Source organism: Bacillus cereus group sp. BfR-BA-01381, assembly GCF_022663555.1.
In the GTDB taxonomy this organism is placed as follows: Bacteria; Bacillota; Bacilli; order Bacillales; family Bacillaceae_G; genus Bacillus_A; species Bacillus_A pacificus.
On sequence record NZ_JAKUFR010000046.1, the window covers coordinates 1 to 25635 of the forward strand.

The following is a 25635-nucleotide window of genomic DNA, read 5'->3' on the forward strand; positions in this document are numbered from 1 at the left end:
GTTGCCTTAATCGCCAACAGTATGCTCATTCCTTCTAACTTAAAAAAAGGTACGTCTGTATCATTTCGCGATCAATTCAAGCTGATTACGAATGGAAGACTATTACTTGTATTTATCATTACTGCATTAGGGTACGGGGGAACATTCGTAACATTTACGTATTTATCGCCGCTATTACAAGAAGTAACAGGATTTAAAGCAAGTACCGTTACAATTATTTTGTTAGTGTACGGAATTGCAATTGCGATTGGGAATATGGTTGGCGGGAAATTATCAAATCATAATCCGATTCGAGCGTTATTTTACATGTTCTTTATTCAAGCAATTGTATTATTTGTTTTAACATTTACAGCGCCGTTTCAAGTCGCTGGATTCATCACAATTATTTTTATGGGGCTATTCGCATTTATGAATGTTCCAGGACTACAAGTGTATGTCGTTATATTGGCTGAACGATTTGTACCTAGCGCTGTTGATGTGGCATCCGCGATTAACATTGCGGCATTTAACGCTGGAATCGCTCTCGGTGCTTATTTAGGTGGTATTGTAACGAATTCGTTAGGATTAATTCATACAGCTTGGGTAGGCGGTGTGATGGTAGTAGGTGCTGTTATTTTAACGGCGTGGAGTATGACTTTAGAAAAAAGAGATCAAGTGAAATAGAAGGAGAGAAAATATAATGAAAAATTTACAAAGTACAACAACATTGCATAACGGTGTAGAAATGCCTTGGTTCGGTTTAGGCGTATTTAAAGTAGAAGATGGGCCAGAACTTGTAGAAGCTGTAAAATCAGCGATTAAAGCAGGATACCGCAGCATCGATACAGCTGCAATTTATGGAAATGAAAAAGCTGTAGGTGAAGGAATTCGTGCAGGTATCGAAGCAACTGGTATTTCAAGAGAAGATTTATTCATCACTTCAAAAGTATGGAACGCAGATCAAGGATATGAAGAAACAATTGCTGCATACGAAGAGAGCTTAAAGAAATTAGAACTAGATTATTTAGATCTATATCTTGTTCACTGGCCTGTAGAAGGAAAGTATAAAGATACATGGAGAGCGCTAGAAACACTTTATAAAGAAGAGCGCGTACGTGCAATTGGCGTAAGTAACTTCCAAATCCATCACTTACAAGATGTAATGAAAGATGCAGAAATTAAACCAATGATTAACCAAGTAGAATACCACCCTCGTTTAACACAAAAAGAACTACAAGCTTTCTGTAAAGAGCAAGGTATTCAAATGGAAGCATGGTCACCATTAATGCAAGGTCAATTATTAGATAATGAAACATTACAAGCAATTGCGGAGAAACACGGTAAAACGACAGCTCAAGTGATTTTACGTTGGGATCTTCAAAATGGAGTAATTACAATTCCAAAATCAACGAAAGAACACCGTATTATTGCAAACGCTGATGTGTTTAACTTTGAATTAACGAAAGAAGATATGGAAAAAATCGATGCATTAAACCAAAATCACCGTGTTGGTCCAGATCCTGATAACTTTGATTTCTAAGATTAAGGTGAGAAAAAAGAGTGCGTAAAAGCACTCTTTTTTTGTGCATAAAAATAGTTTCTAAATAAATACTACTTAGTATTAAGTTTGTTATTAAGGGGCTGTAAACATGAATATAAAGCAATCGTTCAAAATTTTAGCTATGTTTTTAAGTGTTTTATTTGTGTTATTCCCACTTCAAAAAGCATTCGCAGAAGTTATGGACCATACAAAGTATCAAATGGATTGGAGTTATAGTAAGTCCAAGAAGAAACCAATCCGAACAGAGCTTATTAAAACGGCAGATGGCAAAATTGCTTTTTGCTTAAATGTAGATTTGAAATCTCCAAGCGGTCAGGATTTACCGGAAATGGGGAAAGTGGATATTAATGTGTACCGTGTACTATTGAATGGATATCCACAAAAGAGCCCGCAAGAATTAGGTGTTTCTGATTGGAGAGAAGCACATTATGCAACGCAGCTTGCAGTGTGGAATGCATTAAAACAAATCGATATTAACGATTTAGATTTTCGTAATAAAAATGTAGAAAAGGTAACGAAAGATATCGTTGCCAAGGCAAATGCTAGTGAAGAATTACAAGAAATTACGATGAGTGTAACTCCTACAGAAGAACAAGAAGCAGTATTGAAAAATGATTTCTTTGAAACAGGCTTATATACGGTAGAAACAAATGCCAAAAGTGGAACGTATAAAGTGCAAGCAACAGGTGCACCAGCGGGAGCCAAATTTGTAAATGAAAAAGGCGAAGCAAAAACGGAATTTAATGTAGGAGAAAAGTTCCGCATTTTAATTCCAAAACAAACACCAGCTGGTGGATTCAGCTTTAAAGTAATAGGAAATTTAACGAAACTACAAGGCATTGCGCATAAAGGTACACCGACAATTCAAAATGCAGTCGTATTACTTGAGCGTAGTGAGGAAAAAACAAGTCCTGAGTTATCGGTGAGCTGGAAAAAAGGAAATGGTCATGATAATAATAAACCACATACTCCAAACGAACCGCATAAACCGAATCAAAAGAGATAATGAAAAAGCATTGGCGTGTGCCAGTGCTTTTTTATATTTCTTGCATCGCCAGTACTAACGATTGGATGAGTTACGATATAATGAGGATGATAAATTAGAAAGAGAGATAAAAGATGAACCTTCGTATTTGTGAAATAACAAAAGAAAACTGGCATGAAATTGCTAATTTAAAAGTAACAGAGGAACAGCATAAATTCATTGAAAGTACAGTTGCGCATTGTTTAGTACAAGCTGAAACAGAATACAAAGAAGAAGCGGTTTCAGTAGGTTTATATGAGGGTGATATGCCTATTGGATATGCGATGTATGGATGGTTTGATGAAGAAGAAAAGGCTGTATATTTAAATCAATTTGTCATCGATAGTGCATGCCAAGGAAAAGGTTATGCAAAACCATTATTACGTTTGTTAATAGAGCATTTTAAAAAAGAATATAATCGTAAAGTTATGTATTTAAGCATACATCCAGAAAACAAGCTTGCCCAAAAATTATATGAGTCAATTGGGTTCCATTTAACCGGTGAAATGGAAGATGAGTGGCTGCACGGAAAAGGATTTGTAATGAAACGTATACTGGACTAATAAAAAAACTGTCATAAAAGAGTAGCATCTTTTTTTGCAGTTTTTTTATTTTAAAATAATATTAAATTCCTTTAATCGCAACGTTAAGATTAATGAATTTTATTCACAAAATTGTAACATTATTCTGATTGGAAGTGCTATCAAACAAAGTGTAAAGCGTGTACAATTCAGTTGGAAAAACTACCTATAGATGGTCGTGTATGAAGAAAATGTAAATTCCTATTGCTATTTTTATTATTAGATGTATAGATGACAAGACTAAAATATATTTTTTACTATTCTCTTATTATGTATGAAGAGAGCTCATCACAAGTGGAGGGAAGTGAGGAGGACGTAATACATAAAAAATTTACAATGTAAGAAAGCGAATACATTAAGAGAAATGCGGTAGTAATTGATATAGGTGAGCGAGGTATTAGTCTATTCATTAAATGTTTTTATAAAAATAATAGGATCTTTAATTAAATGAATGTATAGGATAGTTTGTCTAAAAACAGGACAGGGGACACAGATTATGTCAAAGAAGAAAAAGAGTAGGGTATTAGTAGCTGGAGTTTGTTTAGCTGCGTTATTAACTCCGTATGGACTCGAAGTGCCTAAAGCATATGCAGAGATGACGATTGAAGATAAGGAGAAAAAGCAAGAAGAGCGCGTGTATCAATTGCTGCCAAAAGGTAATGTAGAAGAGATGCGTGAGTTGCATCAGCGTCGAATGAGTTTTTCTCCTTATGAACCAACGGGCATTTATGTAAAGCCAGGTGAAGAGGTAGTTATTCAAGTAGAAGGGACTCAACAGATTAAAGCTTATATTGGTACATATTCTTATGAAAAAGAAGAACCTAAACAATTCAATTTAAATCCTGGTGAGAATAAAATTTCTTCTTTAAATGGGGGACTATTATACTTTTATAATTATCACAGCAAAGGAGAAGTAGTTGCTAAAGTGAAAAAAGGTGGTACACCAAATCCTTTATTTATTTTAGGAAAGCATACGACAAAAGATTGGAAGCGTATGTTGGCAGAGAACCCTAATCCATATGCAATAGAAATGAAGGGAGAAAATAGTTTATTAACTATGCATCCTGAAACTGTGGCGGAACATTTGAAGCAAGAAGATCCAGCTGAGTTATTAAAGAAGCACGATGAAATAATTAATATAGAACATAAGATATCAGGTTTATCAAAAGATGGTGCGGGTGTTGCGAATCAAGGTAAACATTCTATTCATTTTGTTGAAGACTGGTATACGGACAATTATATGTATGCGACTTATTATCGAACAGCTTATAGTAAAGGGAATTTGGAGCCGGTACTAAATCTAGAAGAGTTAACTAATGATGGATGGGGGCCTTGGCATGAAGTGGGACATCAACATCAACAGGATACTTGGTTATGGGATGGACTTGGAGAAGTAACCGTTAATATTTATTCTTTGGCAGTTCAAACTACATTCGGGCATAAAACAAGGTTAGAGCAAGAGGGGCGCTATGAAGCTGCATTTGCTTATTTAGGTAAACCGGATGCACAAGAGAAGATGAATGTATTTGAGAAATTAGTTATGTTTTGGCAGTTACATTTAGCTTATGGGGATCAATTCTATCCGAATTTACATCAAATGTATCGTTTGTTACGTGATACAGAACTGCCTAAATCTGATGAAGAGAAAAAGCAGATGTTTATGTATATGACGTCAAAAGTGGCAGGACAAAATTTAATTCCTTTCTTTGATAAATGGGGATTATTTGCAAATGATGCTACGAAAGAAAAGATTGAAAAATTAAATTTACCAAAATTAGAAAAAGAAATTTGGTTATCTACAGATAGCAATCCAATTCGTGAAAAACAAATTGAGTTATATGAAGTTCCATATGGTGAGCCAAATAATGAAAAAATACAAAATGTAGTAATCGGTACTACATATGATGAGAAAAAAGCAAAGGAACTTGTACAGAATTTAGGAGAAGGTGTAAAGACAACAGGTGTGATTATGCAAGATAAGCCTGGAGTTGGAGAAAAAACTGTAAAAGTAGAAATTGTAGATGAAAAAGGAAATAAGAACTTCATTCCAGTTGTAGTGAATGTTGGATATGGAGATAGCCTACTTGTATATGGATTGAACTATACCGGTGAGGGAGACTTGAAGTCAACCGTAACTCTACATCATGGTACGAAAAAATTTAGTGCAACAGATACAAAAAATTTAATTCACGATTACTTTAAAGATGAAAAGTATTTTGAGTTCACACTGTACGATAAAGAAGGAAGAGAGAAGAAAAATGTAGCGGTAAAGGGCTTGGAGAATACGAAAGCTTTTGCTAAGGAAGTAAATGGACTTTCATTTGAGTACGGAGATGTGGTGAAAGTATACCATGCGGAATCTTCTCGCTTACATTGGTACCAAAAAGACGTATATGTGGGAGAAGGGAAAAATAAAGAAATAAAGGAACTGTTCTTCAAAGTTACTGAAAATGGATTTGAAAGATTAGAAGCCCTGCAAGAAGTAAAAGCAAAACCACAACAAGTAGTAATCGGAACAGACGTTGAAAAGTTAGATCCAAAAGCTTTTGTGGAGGTAAAAGATGGAGAAGTAATTGGATTTGTGGAAAAACCAACTACATTAAAAGTCGGAAAACAAACAGTAAAAGTAGAAACGAAAGATCGTTTTGGAAATAAGCAAGTAACAAAAGTACCATTAGAAGTGGTTTATGGAGATAGTATTGCATATGCAGGATATGGCGATGATATTGCTTCAATTGTAACTTTAAAGCACGAAGAGAAGAGATTCCATGCAACTGATATGGATAGCGAAATTCATGAGTATTTTAATAAAGAGTTATACATGGGAATTACGTTATATGATAGAGAAGGAAAAGAGAAAAAACATGTGACGGCAGAAGGGCAAGAAACTCCAAAGAACTTTGCAGAGCAAGTGAATGGTATGCAGTTCGAGTATGGAGATGTAGTGAAAGTATTCCATGCAGAACCAAATCGCTTGAAATGGTATCAAAATAATAATCTTACTGGTCAAGGTGAGAAAAAAGGAACAAAAGAACTATTCTTCAAAGTAACAGAAAAAGGTTTTGAGAGAATGGACATGTTGCAAGAAGTAATAGCGAAACCGCAACAAGTAGTAGTAGGAACAGAAGTTGAAAAGTTAGATCCAAAAGCTTTTGTTGAAGTGAAAGATGGAGAAGTAATTGGTTTTGTAGAGAAACCAAATACAACAAAAATCGGTGCACAAAAAGTAAAAGTAGAAACGAAAGATCGTTTTGGAAATAGGCAAGTGACAGAAGTTCCTCTAACGGTAACATATGGAGATAGCCTACTTGTATATGGATTGAGTTATGGTGCTGACGATATGAAATCAATTATAACGCTGCATCATGATACGAAAAAACTGAGTGCGACAGACACAAAGAATTTGATTCACGATTACTTTAAAGACGAGAAGTATTTTGAATTCACACTGTACGATAAAGAAGGAAAAGTGAAGAAAAATGTAGCAGTAAAAGGCTTGGAGAATACGAAAGCTTTTGCTAAGGAAGTAAATGGACTTACGTTTGAGTATGGAGATGTGTTGAAAGTATACCATGCAGAATCTTCACGATTACATTGGTACCAAAAAGATGTATATGTGGGAGAAGGAAAAACTAAAGAAATAAAGGAATTATTCTTCAAGGTTACTGAAAACGGATTTGAAAGATTAGAAGCCCTGCAAGAAGTAACAGCGAAACCACAACAAGTAGTAGTCGGAACAGAAGTTGAAAAGCTAGAAGCGAGAAACTTTGTTCAATTGAAAGATGGAGAAGTAATTGGATTTGTGGAGAAACCAGATACAACAAAAATTGGTGAACAGAAAGTAAAAGTAGAAACGAAAGATCGTTTCGGAAATAAGCAAGTGACGGAAGTTTTGATGGAAGTGATTTACGGAGATAGCATTATGTTCTTTGGTACTCATGGTGCTGGTGAAAGTAATGTCAAATCAGTTGTAACATTGAACCATGATGAGCAAAAGTTGAGTGTAACATCGACAAATGGTGAAACGCATTATGTATTTCAAAATGAAAAGTATATGGGAATGACATTATACGATAAAAATGGTACAGAAAAGAAAGAGGCATCAGCAAAAGGGTCTGAAAATACGAAAGTATTTGCAGAGCAATTTAATGGAGTGGCTTTCGAATATGGTGATGTAGTAAAAGTGTATCAAAGAGAAGATGATAGATTTAAAGTATATAAAAAGAACGTTTTAGTAAATCCAGGACCGTTATATATAGGTAAAGAAGTATTCTTTAAAATTACAGAGCAAGGTTTTGAAAAAATAGAAGGTATAAAAGAAGTGGAAGCTTAAAGAAATAAAAAAGCTCGTAAAACATTATGTTTTACGAGCTTTTCTTTATTATTCAGCTTCAGAAACAACTGTGAAGCGTTCGTTTACGTGTTTCGGATTTTCGATTTCATCAAGTGCTGCTACTGCGAAGTCTTCGTAACTTACGTAGCTATCACCTTTTGCGTTCACAAGGAGGTTGTCTTTACCAGCTTTGTAAGAACCAGTGCGTTTTCCTAATGCGAATAGTGCAGAAGGGCTGATGAATGTCCAAGTGATGTCATTTGTTTGTTGTAAGATTTCTAAGTTTTTGCCTTGGTTTTGAGCAGTTGCAAGGTATTCTTTCGGGAAACCTGGTGTATCAAATACACGTGTTGTTTTCTCTTCGTCTACAAATAAGCTTCCAGCGCCGCCAACTACAAGTAATTTTGTGTTAGGTGCACCTTTCATAGCTTCAATTAGTACATTTCCTGCATCTACGTGAAGGTGTTCTTCGCCTGCTGGAGCACCGAATGCATTTACAACTACGTCAAATGCCTGCAGGTCGTTAGATGTAAGAGAGAATACATCTTTCTCTAAAACTTTTACATTTTCTTCTGTAATTTTTGCAGCGTTTCTTACGATTGCAGTTACTTCATGTCCGCGATCTAATGCTTCTTTTAAAATGCGACTTCCTGCTTTACCAGTTGCTCCGATAATTCCGATTTTCATAATAAATCCCTCCAAAGTGTGTTTTGTTAAAGTGTATATCTGAAAGTAAATGAATTTGTTGTAATTAGGTTTGTTACAACCTGTTGTAATCATTATAGTTACAGGTTAGTGTTTTTGTCAATAGGGCTGTTTGTGAATTATTTTTTGTTTTAGTATGCACAGTTAGAGGGAGGGTAGTCATAAAGATATTTTTACTGCGAGCCTGGCTAATATTTGGAAATTGCAAATTGTCGAAAAATGTTGATTTTTGAATGTTTTTTAAATATAATTCGTTTTATGGAGAAAAGGAGGGGTTAATTGTATGAATATTTTAGAGCAATTTATTTCATCAACAAATACAATTCTTTGGTCATATATTCTTATTGCGATGTTAATTGGTTTAGGTCTTTATTTTTCTATTAAATTGAAATTCGTACAAATCACTCATTTAGGGGAAATGGTTCGATTAATGAGTGATGGATTAACTGGAAAGACGCGTAAAAAAGGTAGTGTATCTTCTTTCCAAGCGTTTTGTATGAGTTCAGCAGCTCGTATTGGTATCGGTAACTTAGCTGGTGTAGCATTAGCTATATCTATGGGAGGACCTGGTGCAGTATTTTGGATGTGGGTGATTGCGATTATCGGAGCGTCTTCAAGTTTTGTAGAAAGTACGCTTGCCCAAATTTATAAAGTAAAAGATGGCAGTGGCTTCCGTGGTGGTCCTGCTTATTATATGGAAAAAGGTTTAAATAAACGTTGGATGGGAATTTGGTTCTCTATCCTTATTACAATTAGTTACGGTTTAATTTTTAACTCAGTACAAGCAAATACAGTTACATTAGCATTTAAAAATGCTTTTGGTATTGAGCGTTATATTGTTGGGGTTGTATTAGCTGCATTAGTTGCGGTTATTATTTTTGGTGGTGTAAAAAGTATTGCACGTATGTCGGAAATGATTGTTCCGCCAATGGCGCTTATTTATATTGCAGTAGCGATTTTCGTTGTCATTAAAAACTTCTATTTAATACCAGATGTGTTTACGGAAATCTTTAAAGGTGCATTCGGTTTAGATTCAGCTGTAGGTGGCGGTATTGGTGCTGCGATGAAATATGGTATTCAACGCGGATTATTTGCGAACGAAGCAGGTATGGGTAGTGCTCCGAATGCGGCAGCAACAGCTGATGTAACGCATCCGGCAAAGCAAGGTTTTATTCAAACAATTGGAGTGCTAGTAGATACATTCTTAGTATGTACATCAACAGCATTTATCGTACTATGTTCTGGTGCATATAAAGCAACGAATTTAGAAGGTATTGAACTAACACAAAATGCATTAAGTTCACAAATTGGCCCATGGGCAAGTAGCTTCTTAGCGATTATTATTTTCTTATTTGCGTTTAGTTCACTTTTAGGAAACTACTATTATGGTGAAACGAATATTGAATTCATTAAACAAAGTAAAACTTGGTTAACAATTTACCGTATTGCGGTAGTGGGAATGGTATTATTCGGTTCTGTTGCGACGCTTCAAGTTGTATGGAATATGGCGGACTTATTTATGGGACTAATGGTAATCACGAACTTAATTGCGATTACACTTCTTGGACGATTTGCGTATGCTGCATTGGCAGACTATGTAAGGCAAAAGAAACAAGGAAAAGATCCAGTCTTCAATGCAGATTCTATTCCTGGTTTAACGAACACAGAGTGTTGGGATAAGTCAGCGGTAACGGATAAAGAAAAAGCGGTATAATGAAAAGGCGAGCATCGAGATGAATTCGGTGCTCGTTTTTTATTGTAGTAAATGATGAAAAGAGTGAGAGGTAATAATTAATATAATTTTTGTTTGTTCATTTCTCATGTTATTTGTAGGGAACGTACTGTCTTAAAGATATGACTGGTCGCATAGGGCGAGTGATTTAGTATTGGATAAATGCGCGTACTAGTTATAATTTCACGTAAAAAAACATGTGTGTTAGATAAGTTAACTTACCTGTGTTAGAAAACCTAACATAAAGTTCTTGATTACTAAGAGTTTTTAGAATATAATTTTCTTATTGTGAAGAAGAGGGGGCAATGCAATTATGGATTTTTTAGCTAAGGTAATTGGGGATATAAATAATGTCCTTTGGTCATATATCATTATTGCGATGTTAATTGGGTTAGGACTTTACTTTTCATTCCGTGTGAAATTTGTCCAAGTTCGTTACTTCGGTGAAATGATTCGATTGCTTGGGGATGGGGCGAGTTCGAAAACGAGGAAAGCACAAAAAGAGAAGAGTGGTGTATCATCATTCCAGGCTTTTTGTATGAGTACAGCTTCTCGTGTAGGTACTGGTAACTTAGCTGGTGTAGCTATTGCAATTTCAGCAGGTGGACCAGGAGCAGTATTTTGGATGTGGTTAATCGCGGTAATTGGGGGTGCTTCTGCATTTGTAGAGAGCACATTAGCGCAAATTTATAAAGTGAAAGATGGGAATACGTTCCGTGGTGGTCCAGCGTATTATATGGAAAAGGGTTTAAATAAGCGCTGGCTTGGAGCTATTTTCTCTGTATTAATAACAGTAAGTTTCGGATTAATTTTTAACGCTGTACAATCTAATACTGTAGCAGCTGCTTTTGATGGGGCATTCAAAACAGATAGTAGATTAGTAGGTCTTGTAATGGCTGGTTTACTTGCAGTTATTATTTTTGGCGGAGTAAAGCGAATTGCACGCGCAGTTGAAATGATTGTTCCAGTAATGGCGATTATTTATGTAGCAGTAGCATTATTCGTTGTTGTAACAAACATTACGGCAATTCCGTATGTATTTAAAGAGATTTTCTTACATGCTTTCGGAATTAAAGAAGTAGTAGGCGGAGGATTAGGAGCTGCGATTTTATTAGGGGTAAAACGCGGATTATTCTCAAATGAAGCAGGTATGGGTAGTGCGCCGAACGCAGCTGCGACTGCAAACGTAACGCACCCAGTTAAACAAGGTTTCATTCAAACTTTAGGGGTATTTACAGATACATTATTAATTTGTAGTTGTACAGCATTTATCATTCTTTTATCAGATGTGCATAATGCAGCTGATTTAAATGGTATTCAATTAACGCAACAAGCATTAAGTCAACATATCGGACCGTGGGCATCTATATTTGTAGCAGTTGCAATCTTCTTGTTTGCATTTAGTTCATTAGTAGGTAACTACTACTACGGTGAAACGAATATTGAATTCTTAAATGGAAGTAAAGTGTTATTAACAGCGTACCGCATTGCTGTACTTGGTATGGTTATGTTAGGGTCTGTAGCAACAATTCAAATCGTTTGGGATGTAGCTGATCTATTCATGGGTATTATGGCTGTTATTAACTTAGTTGCAATCGTATTCCTTTCTAAGTATGCTTTTGCAGCGTTATCAGATTACGTAAAGCAAAAGAAACAAGGAAAAGATCCAGTCTTCTATGCGAATTCAATTCCAGGTCTGAAAAATACAGAGTGCTGGGAAGAGCAAGTAGCAGATAAAGAAAAAGCGGTATAATGAGGTGAGCATCAAGTGAAACTTGATGCTCATTTTTTTTGTTTTATCCAGATATTTATTGGTAGTAAAAGACGAACATTAATGAGTGTTTTATAATAAAATGTAATTTTTTAAAGAAAAGTGCGGATATGAGTTGTGATTTATGTTAGAATGGAAAATGCCTTTGAAACAAGAGGTTTTATGATTTTTCTTATCCGATTGAAGATTTTGGAGGAGAAATGGAAAGTTCGGATTATTTCTTGTTTTGAGTGGTCAGACGTTCAACGTTAATGAAGAGTTAAATGGAGGATTTTATTAATGAAGTTTGTTATGTTTCTTGTAGGATTACTCGTTGTATTTGTACTCGGTTTTCTTATAAGCTCCGATCGAAAGAAGATTAAGTATAAACCAATCGCAATTATGCTTATTATTCAGCTAGCATTATCTTATTTCTTATTAAATACGCAAATTGGTTATATTTTAGTAAAAGGAATTTCAGATGGATTTGGCGCACTTCTTGGATATGCGGAAGCTGGAATCGTTTTCGTATTTGGTGGTCTTGTTAATAAAGGAGAGGTTTCATTCTTCTTAACAGCGTTATTGCCAATCGTATTCTTTGCCGTTTTAATTGGAATTCTGCAGCACTTTAAAATTTTACCGATATTTATTCGTGCTATTGGTACTTTGTTAAGTAAAGTAAATGGTTTAGGAAAATTAGAATCATATAACGCAGTAGCAGCTGCCATCGTTGGGCAAGCAGAAGTATTTATTACAGTAAAAGATCAATTAAGTAAAATCCCAAAACACCGTTTATATACATTATGTGCATCTTCTATGTCAACAGTATCGATGTCAATCGTCGGTTCTTACATGAAAATGATCGAACCAAAATATGTAGTGACAGCACTTGTATTAAATTTATTTAGTGGTTTCATTATTATTCATATTATTAACCCGTACGATATTACAGAAGAAGAAGATACACTGAAATTAGAAAATAAGAAAAAACAGTCATTCTTTGAAATGTTAAGTGAATATATTATGCTTGGTTTCACAATCGCGATTACAGTAGCAGCGATGTTACTTGGTTTCGTAGCATTAATTACAGCAATCAATAGCTTGTTTGATTCAGTTTTCGGTATTACATTCCAAGCTATTTTAGGATACATTTTCTCACCATTAGCATTCGTAATGGGGATTCCGCAAGCAGAGATGGTAACAGCGGGACAAATTATGGCAACAAAATTAGTATCAAACGAGTTTGTTGCGATGCTTGATCTTGGAAAAGTAGCTGGTGATTTATCAGCTCGTACAGTAGGTATTCTTTCTGTATTCCTTGTATCATTTGCGAACTTCTCATCTATCGGAATTATTGCAGGTGCAACGAAAGGTATCGATGAAAATCAATCAAATGTAGTATCATCATTCGGTCTACGCCTTGTGTACGGTGCAACATTAGTAAGTATTCTATCAGCGATTATCGTTGGTGTTATGTTATAAAAAAGATGGTCCTAGCTCATAGCTAGGGCTATTTTTTATGGTAAATTTGCATAGAAAAACCAATTAATTAGGAATATATTAACATATAAAAATCTTTTTAAATTTATATTGCTTTTCAGTTAGATAACGCTTACAATTTGATTTGTAGGTGGTATCAATTTCAGACTTTCAAGTATGGTAGGAGAGAAGAGGCTACCTTTAATAAATTGCAATTTATGTAAACGCTTACTGATTTTAGATGATAGTTGAATAGTATTTAGGGGTTTTAAATTTTTTTAACATCAATGGTCAGACGTCATTCGTTATACGACCGATAACTCGTGGGAGAAGTGGAGGATTCACATATGAAAATAGTAATGTTTCTAGTCGGTTTACTTGTAGTATTTGTACTAGGTTTCCTTATCAGTTCAGATCGTAAGAAAATTAAATATAAACCAATTGCACTTATGCTTGTCATTCAATTGGTACTTGCATATTTCTTACTAAATACAAAAGTCGGATTTGTATTAGTAAAAGGGATTGCAGATGGGTTTGGCGCTATTTTAAAATTTGCGGAAGCAGGGGTTAATTTCGTATTTGGTGGTCTAGCAAATGATGGACAAGCACCATTCTTCTTAACAGTATTATTACCAATTATTTTCTTAGCAGTATTAATTGGGATTTTACAACATATTAAAATTTTACCGATTATCATTCGTGCAGTCGGTTTCCTATTAAGTAAAGTGAATGGTTTAGGGAAACTAGAATCATATAATGCAGTAGCAGCTGCGATTGTTGGTCAAGGGGAAGTATTCATTACAGTAAAAGATCAATTAAGCAAATTACCGAAAAATCGTTTATACACACTTTGTGCATCTTCCATGTCAACAGTATCGATGTCAATTGTCGGTTCTTATATGAAAATGATTGATCCAAAATATGTAGTAACGGCACTTGTATTAAACTTATTTAGTGGATTCATTATCGTTCATATTATTAATCCATATGACGTGAAAGAAGAAGACGACATTTTAGAATTACAAGAAGATAAAAAGCAAACATTCTTTGAAATGTTAGGCGAATATATTATGCTTGGTTTCTCTATCGCTGTAACAGTAGCGGCGATGTTAATCGGTTTCGTAGCATTAATTACAGCAATTAATGGTGTTTTCGATTCAATTTTCGGAATCACATTCCAAAGCATTTTAGGATACATTTTCTCACCATTAGCATTCGTAATGGGTATCCCAACATCAGAGATGCTAACAGCAGGACAAATTATGGCAACGAAATTAGTAACGAACGAATTCGTTGCAATGCTTGACCTTGGTAAAGTAGCTGGTGATTTATCAGCTCGTACAGTAGGTATTTTATCCATCTTCCTTGTATCATTTGCGAACTTCTCATCAATCGGAATTATTGCAGGTGCAACGAAGAGTATCGATGGTAAACAAGCAAACGTTGTATCATCATTCGGATTAAAACTTGTATACGGTGCAACGTTAGTAAGTATATTATCAGCGGTTATCGTTGGGGTTATGCTTTAATAAATAGTAAAGAAGTCGTTTATCTCTCGCTTAGAGGGATGAACGACTTTTTTGTTTTGGTATGATAAATAATACAGAGAGGGGGAATTAGGTTGGAAGAACAGGATATCTTAAAGGAGTTTGACGAGATTATAGATAACATTGATCAATTAACTGGAGAAGATGCTAGAGCGTTTTTGAAATTGATACATGGATATTTGAGCATAGTAGAAGAAGGCGATGGGACTTTTACTCATAGTGATTTTGTTGAAAAGGTTTCTAGGTTTTATAAGAAAGATGTGGCGAGGGTTATTCAGCTGAGAGAAGAAATAAAAAATCACCTTAATCCATTTATTAAGGTGATTGAAATACTACTCAGCTGGAGGCGTAAATGTACGTTTCTCTAATTCAGCATCTAACATAAATAATGCGTTTGAATCGCTTGTAATACGTTTTAATTTTTGGATGATGCTATCGAATGAAGCTTCTTCTTCTACTTGCTCATCGACGAACCATTTTAAGAATGTAATTGTTGCGTGTTCACGCTCATCCCAAGCGATATCAGATAGATTGTAAATACGTTTTGTTACTTCACGCTCGTGCTCAAGTGCTACTTCAAAAGCGTTCAGTACAGAGTCATATTCGTTATTTGGATTATCAAATCCAGTAATAATAGCGCGCTCACCGCGGTCATTAATGTAGTTGTAAAGCTTCATTGCGTGGAAACGTTCTTCTTCAGCTTGTACAAGGAAAAAGTTAGCGAATCCATCATAGCTTTCGGCTGTACAGTAAGCAGCCATTGCCATATAAGCGTGGGCAGAGTAAAACTCAAAGTTCATTTGATCGTTTAGTGCATCGTGCAATTTTTTAGATAACATAAAATCCCCCTTAGTATTGTGACAAGAATATTATATCATAATTGATAATATTCTCATTTGGATGTTTCAAACCTTTTCGAAAGCTTTGTGACGTGTGCGTCCATAATGTCTTGCAAATCTAAATCATATTTTTGTGAAAGAATAATAAGATTAGATAGTACATCACCAAGTTCTTCTTTTAGTTCTTGTTTTAGCTCTTCTTCTGTCTTAGCGTCTTCATCAGGACGATCGCGACCGATTTCGATTGCGCGAACAACGCGTGAAACTTCCCCAATTTCCTCTGTTAAGAAATTTAAGCGAATAAAAGCATTATACTGTGACCAGCTTCGTTTTTCGTAAAATTCCTCAACCCATCTTTGAAATGCAACGATATCCATTTCTTTCTCATCCCCTCAATATGTTGTACAATGTTCATTGTATCATAACAATATATAGTTTCGGGGTGTAAGGATGAGAAAGATTTGTGTGTTTGCAGGTTCCAACTTAGGGGAGAGACCAGAATTTAAAGAGCAGGCAATAGCGTTAGGAAAAATGTTTGTTGAGAACGACTATGAGCTTGTATACGGTGGTTCTTGCGTTGGATTAATGGGAGAAGTAGCAAATGAAGTACTTCGTTTAGGAGGGCGTGTAACAGGTGTTATGCCGCGCGGTCTATTCCGAGGAGAGATCGTTCATACAGGGTTAACAGAATTAATTGAAGTAGAAACGATGCATGAACGTAAAGCGAAAATGGCAGAGCTTTCGGATGCTTTCATCGCACTGCCAGGCGGATATGGAACGTTTGAAGAGCTATTTGAAGTAGTATGTTGGTCACAAATTGGTATACATAATAAGCCAGTTGGTTTATTGAACATAAAAGATTTTTATGGACCAATTTTGCAAATGGTTGAACGCGCAGCGGAAGAAGGATTTATGAATCCGTCAAATAAAGAGTTAATCGTTTCAGCTGAGACAGCTGATAAATTAATTCATGAAATACAAAATTACGAGCGTCCTGTTTTAGGAACGAAGTGGAAGCAATTATCATAATACAATTTTATAGAGATTATTGGAAACACATGTCATTTTATCTTCAAAAGGCATGTGTTTTTAATTTGGTTAAATATGTTAATGTTGAGATATAATGTTTTGGGAAAAGGAGAAATAGATGGAGGAGTTTGTGTATTTAAGGCCGGTTTTTAAAAGTATTTTAGCAGCATCTATTCTTGTTATGTTAATTGTTTCAATACAGAAGAAAGAGCTAATTAATGAATTTTCTCTTTGGTTTATTTCGATATTGTGTATCGGTGTTTCGGCGATTACGTTGTTTATGTCTGGGTTTATTGTTGATGAGTATAATTTAGGTGGAGATTCGGTGTCGTTTGATATGTTTATTGGGATAGTTTGTATTAGCGGTTTGAATGTCATTATTTATTATAGGCGGAAATAAAAAGAAGGCATTCCGTATTACTTTGGAATGCCTTTATCATTTTGATTACTTTGTTTTTTATACAAGTACCAGCCACCCCAGCCGCCACCAATTGCTACTACAACGAGGAAAGCGTAGTCTTTCACCTCGATACGTATGTTGAAAATATTAGCTATAAGTAAGACAATCCCAACTGTTATTAACGCAAAAAATGCTCTAATTAAGTAGTCTTTCAACTGAACCACTCCCGCCATTTAAATAGTAAATGATGAATATGGAAAAGCTTTTTTGAATCTATGTTACTATATTTTAACATAAAAGAGATTGTAATATATTGATGAGAGTAGGGGAGAGGGACGCAGATCTTGTTGTGATTTGTCGGTAAGTCGATATCCTATGTCGAATCGTCGATATAATGAAAAAATCGTTGATATATTTGAAAAATCGTCGATATATAGGGAAAATCGTTGATATAAATTTCATGTACTGATACGCGCGACCATTCCATAGAAAAAAGCGACTCTGAACGAGCCGCTTCCGCTTTTAAGTAATATCCAGCTCCGGTGACTAGAACAGTCGGTCATTTCGCGCCTTCCTGTGAGGCAAAAAACGCCTCTTCGTCAGGAGCTCCAATGCCCTCCAGTTCTGAGCAAGTCACCTCCGCTTTAAAGTCTATTATTGATTTAAGAACGCACGTAGCATCCAAGCGTGTTTTTCTAGTTCTGTGTAGATGCCTAGTAGTAGGTCAGATGTCATTTCGTCGTCAGAGTTTTGAGCGATTTCCATGCCTTTTTTCAGTTCGACTAGCATCATTTCGTAGTCTTTCATGATTGCTTCGACCATCCCTTCTGCAGTTTCTCCGTATGCAGCTTCTTGAATAGTAGAGATTTCTAGGTATTCTTTCATTGTTGCTACTGGTTTACCACCAATTGCTAAAATGCGTTCTGCAATTTCGTCGATGTGAGTAGCTGATTCTGTGTAAAGTTCTTCAAATTTCTCGTGTAATGTGAAGAATTGAGGTCCTTTTACGTACCAATGGAAGTTGTGTAGTTTTGTGAATAAAACGCTCCAGTCTGCTACTTGTTTGTTTAATACTTCGATTACTTGTTTGTTCATTATGATCAATCTCCTTTTGAGTTGTTATGTGATATCAATTACTAATTTATAATTATTATAATCTAGTAATTCGTATAAATCAACCCTTTTGCTGGAATTAATTTGAACAAATTATGAACTGTTGTAAATAAAAATCCCTATTACCGTGGAGTAATAGGGATTTGCTTTGATATATAATTTTTTGTTCTAAACGAGCCGCTTTCGCTTTTAGTGATATCCAGCTCCAGTGGCTAGAATCTCCGGTCATTTCGCTCTCTCGCTCGAAGCAAAAAGCGCTTCAAGGTCGAGAGCTCCAAATAGCCTGCGATTCTGGACGAGCCGCCTCCGCTTTTAATTATTACACAGCCTTCTGTTTTTCTTCTATATCCTGTCCATCCCAGCACTCTGTATTCTGTAAGCCAGGGATAGAACTTGCAACGAAAACAGGATCTTTTCCTTGTTTCTTTTGCTTCAAATAGTCTACTAGTGCTGCGTAGGCGAATTTGCTTAGGAATGAGATGGCAATTAAGTTCGTGAATACCATTAGTCCCATGAATAAATCAGCTAAGCTCCAAACTGTTTGAAGGGCAGCGATTGATCCGAAGAATACCATTCCGACAACTGCAACGCGATAAATCATTAACCATGTTTTACTTTCTTTAATGAATGCGATGTTTGTTTCACCATAATAGTAGTTTCCTAGAAGCGAACTGAAAGCGAATAGGAAAATAATAATCGCTAAGAAAGTGCTTGCCCACGGTCCGATTTGTGAACTTAATGCATTTTGTGTTAATTCGATACCTTTTAAATTTGTTCCTTTGTAAAGTCCAGAACATAATACGATAAATGCTGTTGATGTACATACTAAGAATGTGTCTACGAACACTCCTAATGCTTGAACAAGTCCTTGTTTTACAGGGTGAGATACATCTGATGTTGCGGCTGCGTTAGGCGAGCTACCCATACCTGCTTCTGTCGCGAATAGACCGCGCTGAATCCCGAACTTGATTGCTGCTCCAATACCACCCGCGATAGCTTGGTCTAAGCCGAATGCACCATTAAATATTTCCATAAAAATGCTTGGTAACATAGTAAAGTTGTTAATCACGACAAAAATAGCCACACCAATATAAATGATTGCCATTGGAGGAACAATCATTTCCGTAATACGTGAAATGCTCTTAATACCACCAAAAATAATAACTGCAACTAATAAAGCTAATAGAGCCCCTACGATCGTTCGCTCTAGTCCAAAAGCATTTTCAAATGCTATTGTTACTGTGTTTGCTTGTACAGAATTGAAAATTAATCCGTACGCAACTGTAATAAGAAGTGAGAACCAAACACCCATCCAGCGTTTGTTTAATCCTTTTTCCATGTAATATGCTGGCCCACCACGGAATCTGCTGCCATCTTTTACTTTATAAATTTGAGCGAGCGTACATTCTACGAAACTAGTAGCTGCTCCGATAATTGCGATAAACCACATCCAAAATATTGCGCCAGGTCCACCCATTGAAATGGCTAATGCTACACCAGCTAAGTTTCCGATACCAATGCGCGCTGCTGCACTTAAGCAAAATGCTTGAAACGGGGAGATGCTATCTTTCTTTTTTTCTTTTCGATTAAATCCTTTACTAATTAAACTGACCATCTCACCGAAATGAGTAATTTGGACAAATTTTAATTTAAAAGAAAAATAAAGACCGAAGCCGATTAGCATTGCAATAAGAATATATGACCATAAAATATTATTCGTTACCTCAAGGAATCTGCTAAAGATATCAACCATATAATACACTTCCTTTTTTCCGTAATAAGAAAATTATATGCAAAAAATATACGAGAATCAATTTTTCTAAAAAATTATGTTACTTAAACTTGTTTTATGTTATGATTATGTTACATCATAATATTTTTAGAATTATTTACATTTTAAAAAACTAAATGTAACGCAAGAAAGAGGGGATAATTTGAAAGAAGAAACTTTATGGAAAGTAAGCCTTAAAAGTTTGAAAATGAGAAGTAATATATTTTTTATCGTTACATCTTTAAGTATCTTTTTAGGAGCCACTTATTATTACAATAAAAGATTTCCAAGTCACAGGTATCCTGAATGGTTAGAGTTTCTAAAGTTGATTGGATGAATAAAAGACAGAAAAACAGAAAATTCAAATAAAAAGTTGTGGAGGAGCTAAATATGAATATTAGAGAAAGTGAACTTCCGGGTATTGGTTATAAGTTTCAAATCGTTACGAAAGGTAACGAGAAGATGGTGATTGTTATTCATGATGACGGGCGTAGAGAAATGTATCATTTTGATTCAGACCATGAAGAAAGTATCTCAAGTATTTCATTACGTGACTCAGAGGCAAGACAAATTGCAGCCATACTAGGTGGAATGGTATATAAGCCGAGAGCATTAGAAAATGTTGAAATGGTTTTTGAAGGGTTGGCAATTGAGTGGTTTAAAGTAGAGAATGCTGCTTCAGCGCTTGGAAAAACAATCGGCGATCTTGAAATAAGAAAAACATATAGCGTAACGATTATTGCAGTTATGAAAAAGAATATGAAAAAGCTATTTAATCCAGGACCAGAAACAGTAATTGAGGAAGGCGATATGCTTGTAGTTTCAGGCGAGAGAGAAGAAATTAAAAAAATTATTAATGAGTTACTTTCGAATAGGGGGACTGACTAGATGGATACGTTAATTTTTGAAGTTGGTACAGCGTTAGTATTAGTTGCAATTGCGGCAGTAATTGCTGGAAAGTTTAAATTCTCAGTCATTCCATTTTTAATTGTTCTTGGAATGTTAGTGGGGCCACACGCGCCGACGATAGGTGTGATCGATTTCAAGTTTATTGAAAGTGCAAGTGTCATTTCTTTCCTTGGACGGATTGGAGTTCTGTTCCTTCTGTTCTATCTAGGACTAGAGTTTTCGATGAAAAAACTAATTAAATCTGGACGTTCTATTGCGATTGGCGGAACGATCTATATTTTAATTAACTTTTCACTTGGATTATTGTACGGATTTATCATGGGATTCCCTTTACTAGAAATCTTAATTATTGCGGGTATTATTACGATTTCTTCTAGCGCTATCGTTGCAAAGGTGTTAGTAGATTTAAGAAGAACTGGTAATAATGAGACCGAATTAATTTTAGGAATTATCATGTTCGAAGATATATTCCTTGCTGTATATTTATCAGTCGTTTCAGGTTTAGTTCTAGGAGATCATGCTTCCTTCCTAGGTGCTCTTACTTCAATTGGAATTGCTTTAGGATATATGCTTCTATTCTTTATTGTAGCTAGAAAAGCGACTCCATTATTAAATAAATTGCTCAATATTAGTTCGGATGAAATTTTCATTATTGTAGTATTTGCTTCATTATTCTTTATTGCAGGATTCTCGGAAACGATTCATGTTGCTGAAGCAATTGGAGCACTTCTTTTAGGATTAGTTTTCTCTGAGACAGAGCATAGTGACAGAATTGAACATCTCGTTGTTCCATTTAGAGACTTTTTCGGAGCTATTTTCTTCTTCAGTTTCGGATTAAGTATTGATCCGTTCTCATTGGGCGGAGCGATATGGTTAACGTTAGGTGCGGTTCTTCTTACAATCATCGGGAACTTTGTAGCGGGGATGATTGCAGGACGACAAGCTGGATTATCTCATAAAGCGTCAACAAATATTGGATTAACAATCGTTTCAAGAGGAGAATTCTCCATCATTATGGCCAATATCGGTATCGCCGGTGGTTTAATGTCAGTCTTGAAACCATTCTCAGCACTATACGTGCTTATACTATCTATCTTAGGTCCACTTCTGACAAAAGAGTCAAAGAATGTATATAAATTTTTAAATAAAGTCTTTAAGTGGGATACGAAGACTAACTAAATAAAAAGATAAAAGTACAAGATATGTATGAAAAAGTGATTACGGAAAAGGAATCTATGTCGGCATAGGTTCCTTTTTTATTGGTATTTTTTCAAGGATGAAAGAATACGTTTAATATTTACCATATTGTGGCATACATATAGAAAAAGGGTGCTTGGAAAGGGGAATAAAGAGAAATGGAACTCCAGTTTCAAAATGTATATCAACAGGTGGAGAATTGGTATGTGTTGGATTCGGAGCTTCCTTGGGATGTCAAAAGGCTTAGAGACGATTTATTTTCACTGATTGAAGTATGTAAAACACCGGTTATTTTTTGTGATACGTGTGATGCGAATCATGTCCTTTTATCACTAGGAGAAGAAGAAGAGGAATTTTTATTCCCGGTAGGTGGTTTTTATCATAAAGAAAAACAATTAATTTTTGTTTGTATGTGGGAAGAGTATGAGCAAGTCCTTAAAACACTACTGCATGAATTTCGTCATGCGATGCAGCATAAGAGCGAAGTATTGTATGTTGGAAGTGAATTGTACGAAGATAGATGGATTGAGAAAGATGCGAGAAAGTTCGCGGAGAGGAAGTTAGATGAATATAAAAATAGAAAGTTAATGTAAAGCATAGTGGAGAAATAGCGCTGTGTTTTCTTTGTTTCTTACTAAAAATAAGTAATTGACTTTTATAAAGTTTAGTTCTAAACTAATGGTATGAAACGAGCGAGGTGATGAAATGAAAACAGAAGATAGACTAGGTTTACTATTATGGTTTCGTTTATCACGTTTTTATAACAAAAGTATTCGTGAGACGAATCAGCATTTGAAAGAATGGAAAGTATCTGCCGCTCAGTTTGATGTACTAGCTCAAGTTGGAGGGCATGATCGTTTAACGCAGCAAGAGCTTGGAAATAAGCTATTTGTTACGAAGGGAAATATTACGCAGCTTTTAAATAAAATGGAGCAGCTCGAGTGGATTCGTCGTGAACAAGAAGGTACTGCGAAATATATTTCGTTAACAGAAAAGGGAAGAGCTTTATATGAAGAAATCGTCCCGCCTCAAGAAACATTCCAAGCGAAGCAGTTTCAAAATTTAAATGTAGAGGAACAACATCAATTACTACAATTACTAAAAAAGTTACAGTGAGAAAAAATTTAAAATAAATCTTGAATTCGAGATAATATGAGGTGAAGGATATGTTTAGAAAAGTTGATCATAAAAATATGGGAAGAGCAAATCACGGTTGGCTAAATACACATTTTCATTTTTCATTTGCAAATTATTATAATCCTAATAACATGAACTTCGGTGCATTACGTGTAATTAATGATGACTTAGTAGCACCGCAAACTGGTTTTGATATGCATCCCCACCGCGATATGGAAATTATTTCGTACGTTGTAGACGGTGCTTTAACACATGAAGATAGCATGGGTAACCGCGGAACAATTGAGCGTGGACATGTTCAATATATGAGTGCGGGTACGGGTGTATTTCATAGTGAGCATAATTTAGGAAATGAAACATTACGTTTACTACAAATTTGGATTTTACCAGATCGCGCGGACCATAAACCAAACTATGGTGAGTTTAAATTTGATTGGAGCAAGCGTGAAAATGAATGGTTTCATATGGTATCTCAAGTAGAAGGCGGGGCACCAATTCAAATTCACCAAGATGCGAATTTATATGCTTTATCGTTACATGCTGGAAAAGAAATTCATTTTCCAGTGAAAGAAGGCCGTCAATTGTATCTTGTACAAATTGAAGGTAGTAGCGTAATAAATGGTGAGACACTTGTTATGCGTGATGCGGCAGAAGCGGTGGAGGAAGATATTCATATTGTAGCGAAAGAGCAATCTCACTATTTAGCAATTGAATTGAAAAAACAATAAAAGGTTTGAAAAGAGGACATCCGATAGATGTCCTCTTTTTTTGAGTGGAATTGTCAGAAAAAACTTTCTCAAATTTTAGGGAAAGGTATCAACTTGAAAAACAAGAATTGTATAAAAGTGTCAAAAATCTTTATGGGAATGGGGAATGTTATAGTGAAAAAGCAAGTCATTTCATCAGCATTAGCGTTAACTGTTATCGCCGGGGGATTTGGAACATTTGGAGCAACGACAACGAAAGCGGAAGAACAAAAAATTCAATACCATCAAGAATTTAAAACGCCTGCATACATAGGTGAAGAATGGAAAGCGCCGGAAGGACTAGATAAAAAAGAGACGGTCTTTCAATATTTAGAGAGTAAGAAAGATATGTTCAAATTAGCAGGAAATATTGATAAACACTTTAATGTCGTTGGGGAAGAAAAAGATGCTGAATCCGGTACAACACACGTGAAGCTAGTTGAGAAACATAATAACATTCCTGTGTACGGTTCAGATCAAACAGTTACACTAGATAAAGAGAATAATGTAAAAGCATTCTTCGGACAAGTTATTCCGAATTTAGAGGATAAAAATATTCCTGCATTTGCAAAGATTAGCGCAGAGCAAGCAGAAACAATTGCAAAGGCAGATATTGAAAAAGAAGTTGGTAAAGTAAAGAATTATGACGGTGTGAAAAAAGATTTATATGTGTATGAAAAAGATGGGAATTACTATCTTGCATACTTAGTGAAAGCATCGATTTCAAAGCCAGCTCCAGGGTATTGGCATTACTTTGTTGATGCGACAAATGGAAATGTGATTGAGAAATATAACGCTGTAGATCACATTACAGGATTTGGTTATGGAGTATTGGGCGGTAAACAATCATTTGAAATTGCTCAAGATACGAAAACAGGAGAATTCAACTTATTTGATGGTAAACGAGGACAAGGTATCCATACATTTGATGCAGAGAATATGGACGAAAACTGGTTTAATCTATTCTCACAAATTCTTGGGTATACGGGAGAAGAAGTTAAGAGTAAATCTAAGTTCTTCGAAGATAAAGCGGCAGTTGATGCGCATGTAAATGCAGGGAAAGTATATGATTACTACAAAAAGACATTTAATCGTAACTCTTTCGATGATAAAGGTGCGAAGCTAATTTCTACTGTTCACGTTGGAGAAAGCTGGAATAACGCAGCTTGGAACGGTGTGCAAATGATGTATGGTGATGGCGATGGTAAAACATTCATTCCATTATCTGCTGGACTAGATGTTATCGGTCACGAATTAACGCATGCTGTCACTGAGCATACAGCAAATCTTGTTTATAAAAATGAATCAGGTGCGTTAAATGAATCGTTATCTGATATTATGGGTGTTATGGTTGAGAAGAAGAGCTGGGATTTAGGTGCTGACATTTATACACCTGGTAAACCTGGTGATGCACTGCGTTCATTGAAAGATCCAGCGTCTATTCCAAACCCATTAAAACCAGGTGAAGGTTACCCAGATCATTACAATAAACGCTACACTGGAACAGCTGATAATGGCGGCGTTCATATTAACAGTAGCATTAATAATAAAGCTGCATACTTAGTATCTGAAGGCGGGGAGCATTACGGCGTGAAAGTAACAGGAGTAGGCCGTGAAGCGACAGAAAAAATTTATTACCGTGCTCTTACGAAATATTTAACTGCAAACTCTGACTTTAAGATGATGCGTCAAGCAGCACTTCAGTCAGCTGAAGATTTATATGGTAAAAACTCTAAAGCTGTACAAGCTGTAACGAAAGCTTATGATGCAGTAGGCGTAAAATAATAAGAGAAAAAGACCTGA

The 25635-nt window shown here is 35.5% G+C and carries 23 protein-coding genes and 1 pseudogene; 18 read left to right on the top strand and 6 right to left on the bottom strand.

The window, feature by feature from the left end; all coding sequences use genetic code 11:
* From MR079_RS16535 to MR079_RS16555, 5 genes are all read left to right on the top strand, one after another.
* Positions 1-663: MFS transporter (locus MR079_RS16535; RefSeq protein WP_242294314.1), on the top strand; the 663-nt coding region annotated here is incomplete at its 5' end.
* A gap of 16 nt (positions 664-679) precedes the next feature.
* Entirely contained in the window at positions 680-1519 is an 840-nt protein-coding gene (locus tag MR079_RS16540) for an aldo/keto reductase (RefSeq protein ID WP_139868303.1), read from the top strand.
* A gap of 109 nt (positions 1520-1628) precedes the next feature.
* Positions 1629-2546: a thioester domain-containing protein gene (locus MR079_RS16545; protein ID WP_049110840.1), complete on the top strand. Its 918-nt coding sequence runs from the start codon at positions 1629-1631 to the stop codon at positions 2544-2546.
* Between the two features lie 113 nt (positions 2547-2659).
* Complete coding sequence (locus tag MR079_RS16550; RefSeq protein WP_139868301.1) at positions 2660-3127, top strand: GNAT family N-acetyltransferase; 468 nt, start codon at positions 2660-2662, stop codon at positions 3125-3127.
* Positions 3128-3641: 514 nt separating this feature from the next.
* On the top strand, positions 3642-7478 hold the full coding sequence (locus tag MR079_RS16555; RefSeq protein WP_242294315.1) for a putative mucin/carbohydrate-binding domain-containing protein: 3837 nt from the start codon (positions 3642-3644) through the stop codon (positions 7476-7478).
* Positions 7479-7526: 48 nt separating this feature from the next.
* On the opposite strand, the gene MR079_RS16560 is transcribed toward MR079_RS16555, so the two are convergent.
* Complete coding sequence (locus MR079_RS16560; RefSeq protein WP_139868297.1) at positions 7527-8165, bottom strand: NAD(P)-dependent oxidoreductase; 639 nt, start codon at positions 8163-8165, stop codon at positions 7527-7529.
* Positions 8166-8466: 301 nt separating this feature from the next.
* Here MR079_RS16560 and MR079_RS16565 point away from each other — a divergent pair, with 301 nt between their 5' ends.
* The 5 genes and pseudogenes from MR079_RS16565 to MR079_RS16585 all read left to right on the top strand — a co-directional run.
* On the top strand, positions 8467-9897 hold the full coding sequence (locus MR079_RS16565) for an alanine/glycine:cation symporter family protein (protein WP_139868295.1): 1431 nt from the start codon (positions 8467-8469) through the stop codon (positions 9895-9897).
* A gap of 331 nt (positions 9898-10228) precedes the next feature.
* The gene (locus tag MR079_RS16570) at positions 10229-11668 is read left to right on the top strand and encodes an alanine/glycine:cation symporter family protein (RefSeq protein ID WP_000346387.1); all 1440 of its coding nucleotides are present in this window, start codon (positions 10229-10231) and stop codon (positions 11666-11668) included.
* A 297-nt stretch (positions 11669-11965) separates the two neighbouring features.
* Positions 11966-13147, top strand: a complete 1182-nt coding sequence (locus MR079_RS16575; RefSeq protein WP_000673860.1) for a NupC/NupG family nucleoside CNT transporter — start codon at positions 11966-11968, stop codon at positions 13145-13147.
* Positions 13148-13491: 344 nt separating this feature from the next.
* A complete protein-coding gene (locus MR079_RS16580; protein WP_000706846.1) occupies positions 13492-14673 on the top strand; it encodes a NupC/NupG family nucleoside CNT transporter in 1182 nt (393 codons plus the stop codon).
* A 92-nt stretch (positions 14674-14765) separates the two neighbouring features.
* Positions 14766-14987, top strand: a pseudogene (locus tag MR079_RS16585) (hypothetical protein); the annotation flags it as partial.
* 36 nt (positions 14988-15023) lie between these two features.
* Here MR079_RS16585 and MR079_RS16590 read toward each other — a convergent pair.
* Positions 15024-15530: a ferritin gene (locus tag MR079_RS16590; RefSeq protein WP_000949389.1), complete on the bottom strand. Its 507-nt coding sequence runs from the start codon at positions 15528-15530 to the stop codon at positions 15024-15026.
* A 53-nt stretch (positions 15531-15583) separates the two neighbouring features.
* Positions 15584-15907 (bottom strand): MazG nucleotide pyrophosphohydrolase domain-containing protein, encoded by a 324-nt coding sequence (locus tag MR079_RS16595; protein ID WP_242294316.1) that lies wholly within the window; start codon positions 15905-15907, stop codon positions 15584-15586.
* A 73-nt stretch (positions 15908-15980) separates the two neighbouring features.
* Here MR079_RS16595 and MR079_RS16600 point away from each other — a divergent pair, with 73 nt between their 5' ends.
* Positions 15981-16559 (top strand): LOG family protein, encoded by a 579-nt coding sequence (locus tag MR079_RS16600; protein WP_001225729.1) that lies wholly within the window; start codon positions 15981-15983, stop codon positions 16557-16559.
* Positions 16560-16677: 118 nt separating this feature from the next.
* Positions 16678-16959: a hypothetical protein gene (locus MR079_RS16605; RefSeq protein WP_242294317.1), complete on the top strand. Its 282-nt coding sequence runs from the start codon at positions 16678-16680 to the stop codon at positions 16957-16959.
* 17 nt (positions 16960-16976) lie between these two features.
* Here MR079_RS16605 and MR079_RS16610 read toward each other — a convergent pair whose 3' ends face one another.
* The 3 genes from MR079_RS16610 to MR079_RS16620 all read right to left on the bottom strand — a co-directional run bounded on the left by MR079_RS16610 (position 16977) and on the right by MR079_RS16620 (position 19825).
* Complete coding sequence (locus tag MR079_RS16610; RefSeq protein ID WP_000656322.1) at positions 16977-17174, bottom strand: hypothetical protein; 198 nt, start codon at positions 17172-17174, stop codon at positions 16977-16979.
* Positions 17175-17613: 439 nt separating this feature from the next.
* The gene (locus MR079_RS16615; protein WP_001041892.1) at positions 17614-18054 is read right to left on the bottom strand and encodes a Dps family protein; all 441 of its coding nucleotides are present in this window, start codon (positions 18052-18054) and stop codon (positions 17614-17616) included.
* Between the two features lie 337 nt (positions 18055-18391).
* Positions 18392-19825 carry an alanine/glycine:cation symporter family protein gene (locus MR079_RS16620; protein WP_139868293.1) on the bottom strand — a complete coding sequence of 478 codons (1434 nt, stop codon included), beginning with the start codon at positions 19823-19825 and terminating at the stop codon, positions 18392-18394.
* A gap of 408 nt (positions 19826-20233) precedes the next feature.
* Here MR079_RS16620 and MR079_RS16625 point away from each other — a divergent pair, with 408 nt between their 5' ends.
* From MR079_RS16625 to nprB, 6 genes are all read left to right on the top strand, one after another.
* A complete protein-coding gene (locus MR079_RS16625) occupies positions 20234-20731 on the top strand; it encodes a cation:proton antiporter regulatory subunit (RefSeq protein ID WP_139868291.1) in 498 nt (165 codons plus the stop codon).
* On the top strand, positions 20732-21931 hold the full coding sequence (locus MR079_RS16630; RefSeq protein WP_087955042.1) for a cation:proton antiporter: 1200 nt from the start codon (positions 20732-20734) through the stop codon (positions 21929-21931).
* Between the two features lie 176 nt (positions 21932-22107).
* Positions 22108-22542, top strand: coding sequence for a DUF3920 family protein (locus MR079_RS16635; protein WP_000422825.1), 435 nt, complete (start codon positions 22108-22110; stop codon positions 22540-22542).
* Positions 22543-22654: 112 nt separating this feature from the next.
* Entirely contained in the window at positions 22655-23065 is a 411-nt protein-coding gene (locus tag MR079_RS16640; protein WP_139868289.1) for a MarR family winged helix-turn-helix transcriptional regulator, read from the top strand.
* Positions 23066-23115: 50 nt separating this feature from the next.
* Entirely contained in the window at positions 23116-23814 is a 699-nt protein-coding gene (locus MR079_RS16645; protein WP_000488943.1) for a pirin family protein, read from the top strand.
* Positions 23815-23967: 153 nt separating this feature from the next.
* On the top strand, positions 23968-25617 hold the full coding sequence (gene nprB / locus MR079_RS16650) for a neutral protease NprB (protein ID WP_139868287.1): 1650 nt from the start codon (positions 23968-23970) through the stop codon (positions 25615-25617).
* Positions 25618-25635 lie beyond the last annotated feature (18 nt).

Excerpts from the sequence above, each read along its gene's own strand:
- MR079_RS16540 (WP_139868303.1), top strand. The coding sequence starts at position 680 with ATGAAAAATTTACAAAGTACAACAACATTGCATAACGGTGTAGAAATG.
- MR079_RS16545 (WP_049110840.1), top strand. The coding sequence starts at position 1,629 with ATGAATATAAAGCAATCGTTCAAAATTTTAGCTATGTTTTTAAGTGTT.
- MR079_RS16550 (WP_139868301.1), top strand. The coding sequence starts at position 2,660 with ATGAACCTTCGTATTTGTGAAATAACAAAAGAAAACTGGCATGAAATT.
- MR079_RS16555 (WP_242294315.1), top strand. The coding sequence starts at position 3,642 with ATGTCAAAGAAGAAAAAGAGTAGGGTATTAGTAGCTGGAGTTTGTTTA.
- MR079_RS16560 (WP_139868297.1), bottom strand. The coding sequence starts at position 8,165 with ATGAAAATCGGAATTATCGGAGCAACTGGTAAAGCAGGAAGTCGCATT.
- MR079_RS16565 (WP_139868295.1), top strand. The coding sequence starts at position 8,467 with ATGAATATTTTAGAGCAATTTATTTCATCAACAAATACAATTCTTTGG.
- MR079_RS16570 (WP_000346387.1), top strand. The coding sequence starts at position 10,229 with ATGGATTTTTTAGCTAAGGTAATTGGGGATATAAATAATGTCCTTTGG.
- MR079_RS16575 (WP_000673860.1), top strand. The coding sequence starts at position 11,966 with ATGAAGTTTGTTATGTTTCTTGTAGGATTACTCGTTGTATTTGTACTC.
- MR079_RS16580 (WP_000706846.1), top strand. The coding sequence starts at position 13,492 with ATGAAAATAGTAATGTTTCTAGTCGGTTTACTTGTAGTATTTGTACTA.
- MR079_RS16590 (WP_000949389.1), bottom strand. The coding sequence starts at position 15,530 with ATGTTATCTAAAAAATTGCACGATGCACTAAACGATCAAATGAACTTT.
- MR079_RS16595 (WP_242294316.1), bottom strand. The coding sequence starts at position 15,907 with ATGGATATCGTTGCATTTCAAAGATGGGTTGAGGAATTTTACGAAAAA.
- MR079_RS16600 (WP_001225729.1), top strand. The coding sequence starts at position 15,981 with ATGAGAAAGATTTGTGTGTTTGCAGGTTCCAACTTAGGGGAGAGACCA.
- MR079_RS16605 (WP_242294317.1), top strand. The coding sequence starts at position 16,678 with ATGGAGGAGTTTGTGTATTTAAGGCCGGTTTTTAAAAGTATTTTAGCA.
- MR079_RS16615 (WP_001041892.1), bottom strand. The coding sequence starts at position 18,054 with ATGAACAAACAAGTAATCGAAGTATTAAACAAACAAGTAGCAGACTGG.
- MR079_RS16620 (WP_139868293.1), bottom strand. The coding sequence starts at position 19,825 with ATGGTTGATATCTTTAGCAGATTCCTTGAGGTAACGAATAATATTTTA.
- MR079_RS16625 (WP_139868291.1), top strand. The coding sequence starts at position 20,234 with ATGAATATTAGAGAAAGTGAACTTCCGGGTATTGGTTATAAGTTTCAA.
- MR079_RS16630 (WP_087955042.1), top strand. The coding sequence starts at position 20,732 with ATGGATACGTTAATTTTTGAAGTTGGTACAGCGTTAGTATTAGTTGCA.
- MR079_RS16635 (WP_000422825.1), top strand. The coding sequence starts at position 22,108 with ATGGAACTCCAGTTTCAAAATGTATATCAACAGGTGGAGAATTGGTAT.
- MR079_RS16640 (WP_139868289.1), top strand. The coding sequence starts at position 22,655 with ATGAAAACAGAAGATAGACTAGGTTTACTATTATGGTTTCGTTTATCA.
- MR079_RS16645 (WP_000488943.1), top strand. The coding sequence starts at position 23,116 with ATGTTTAGAAAAGTTGATCATAAAAATATGGGAAGAGCAAATCACGGT.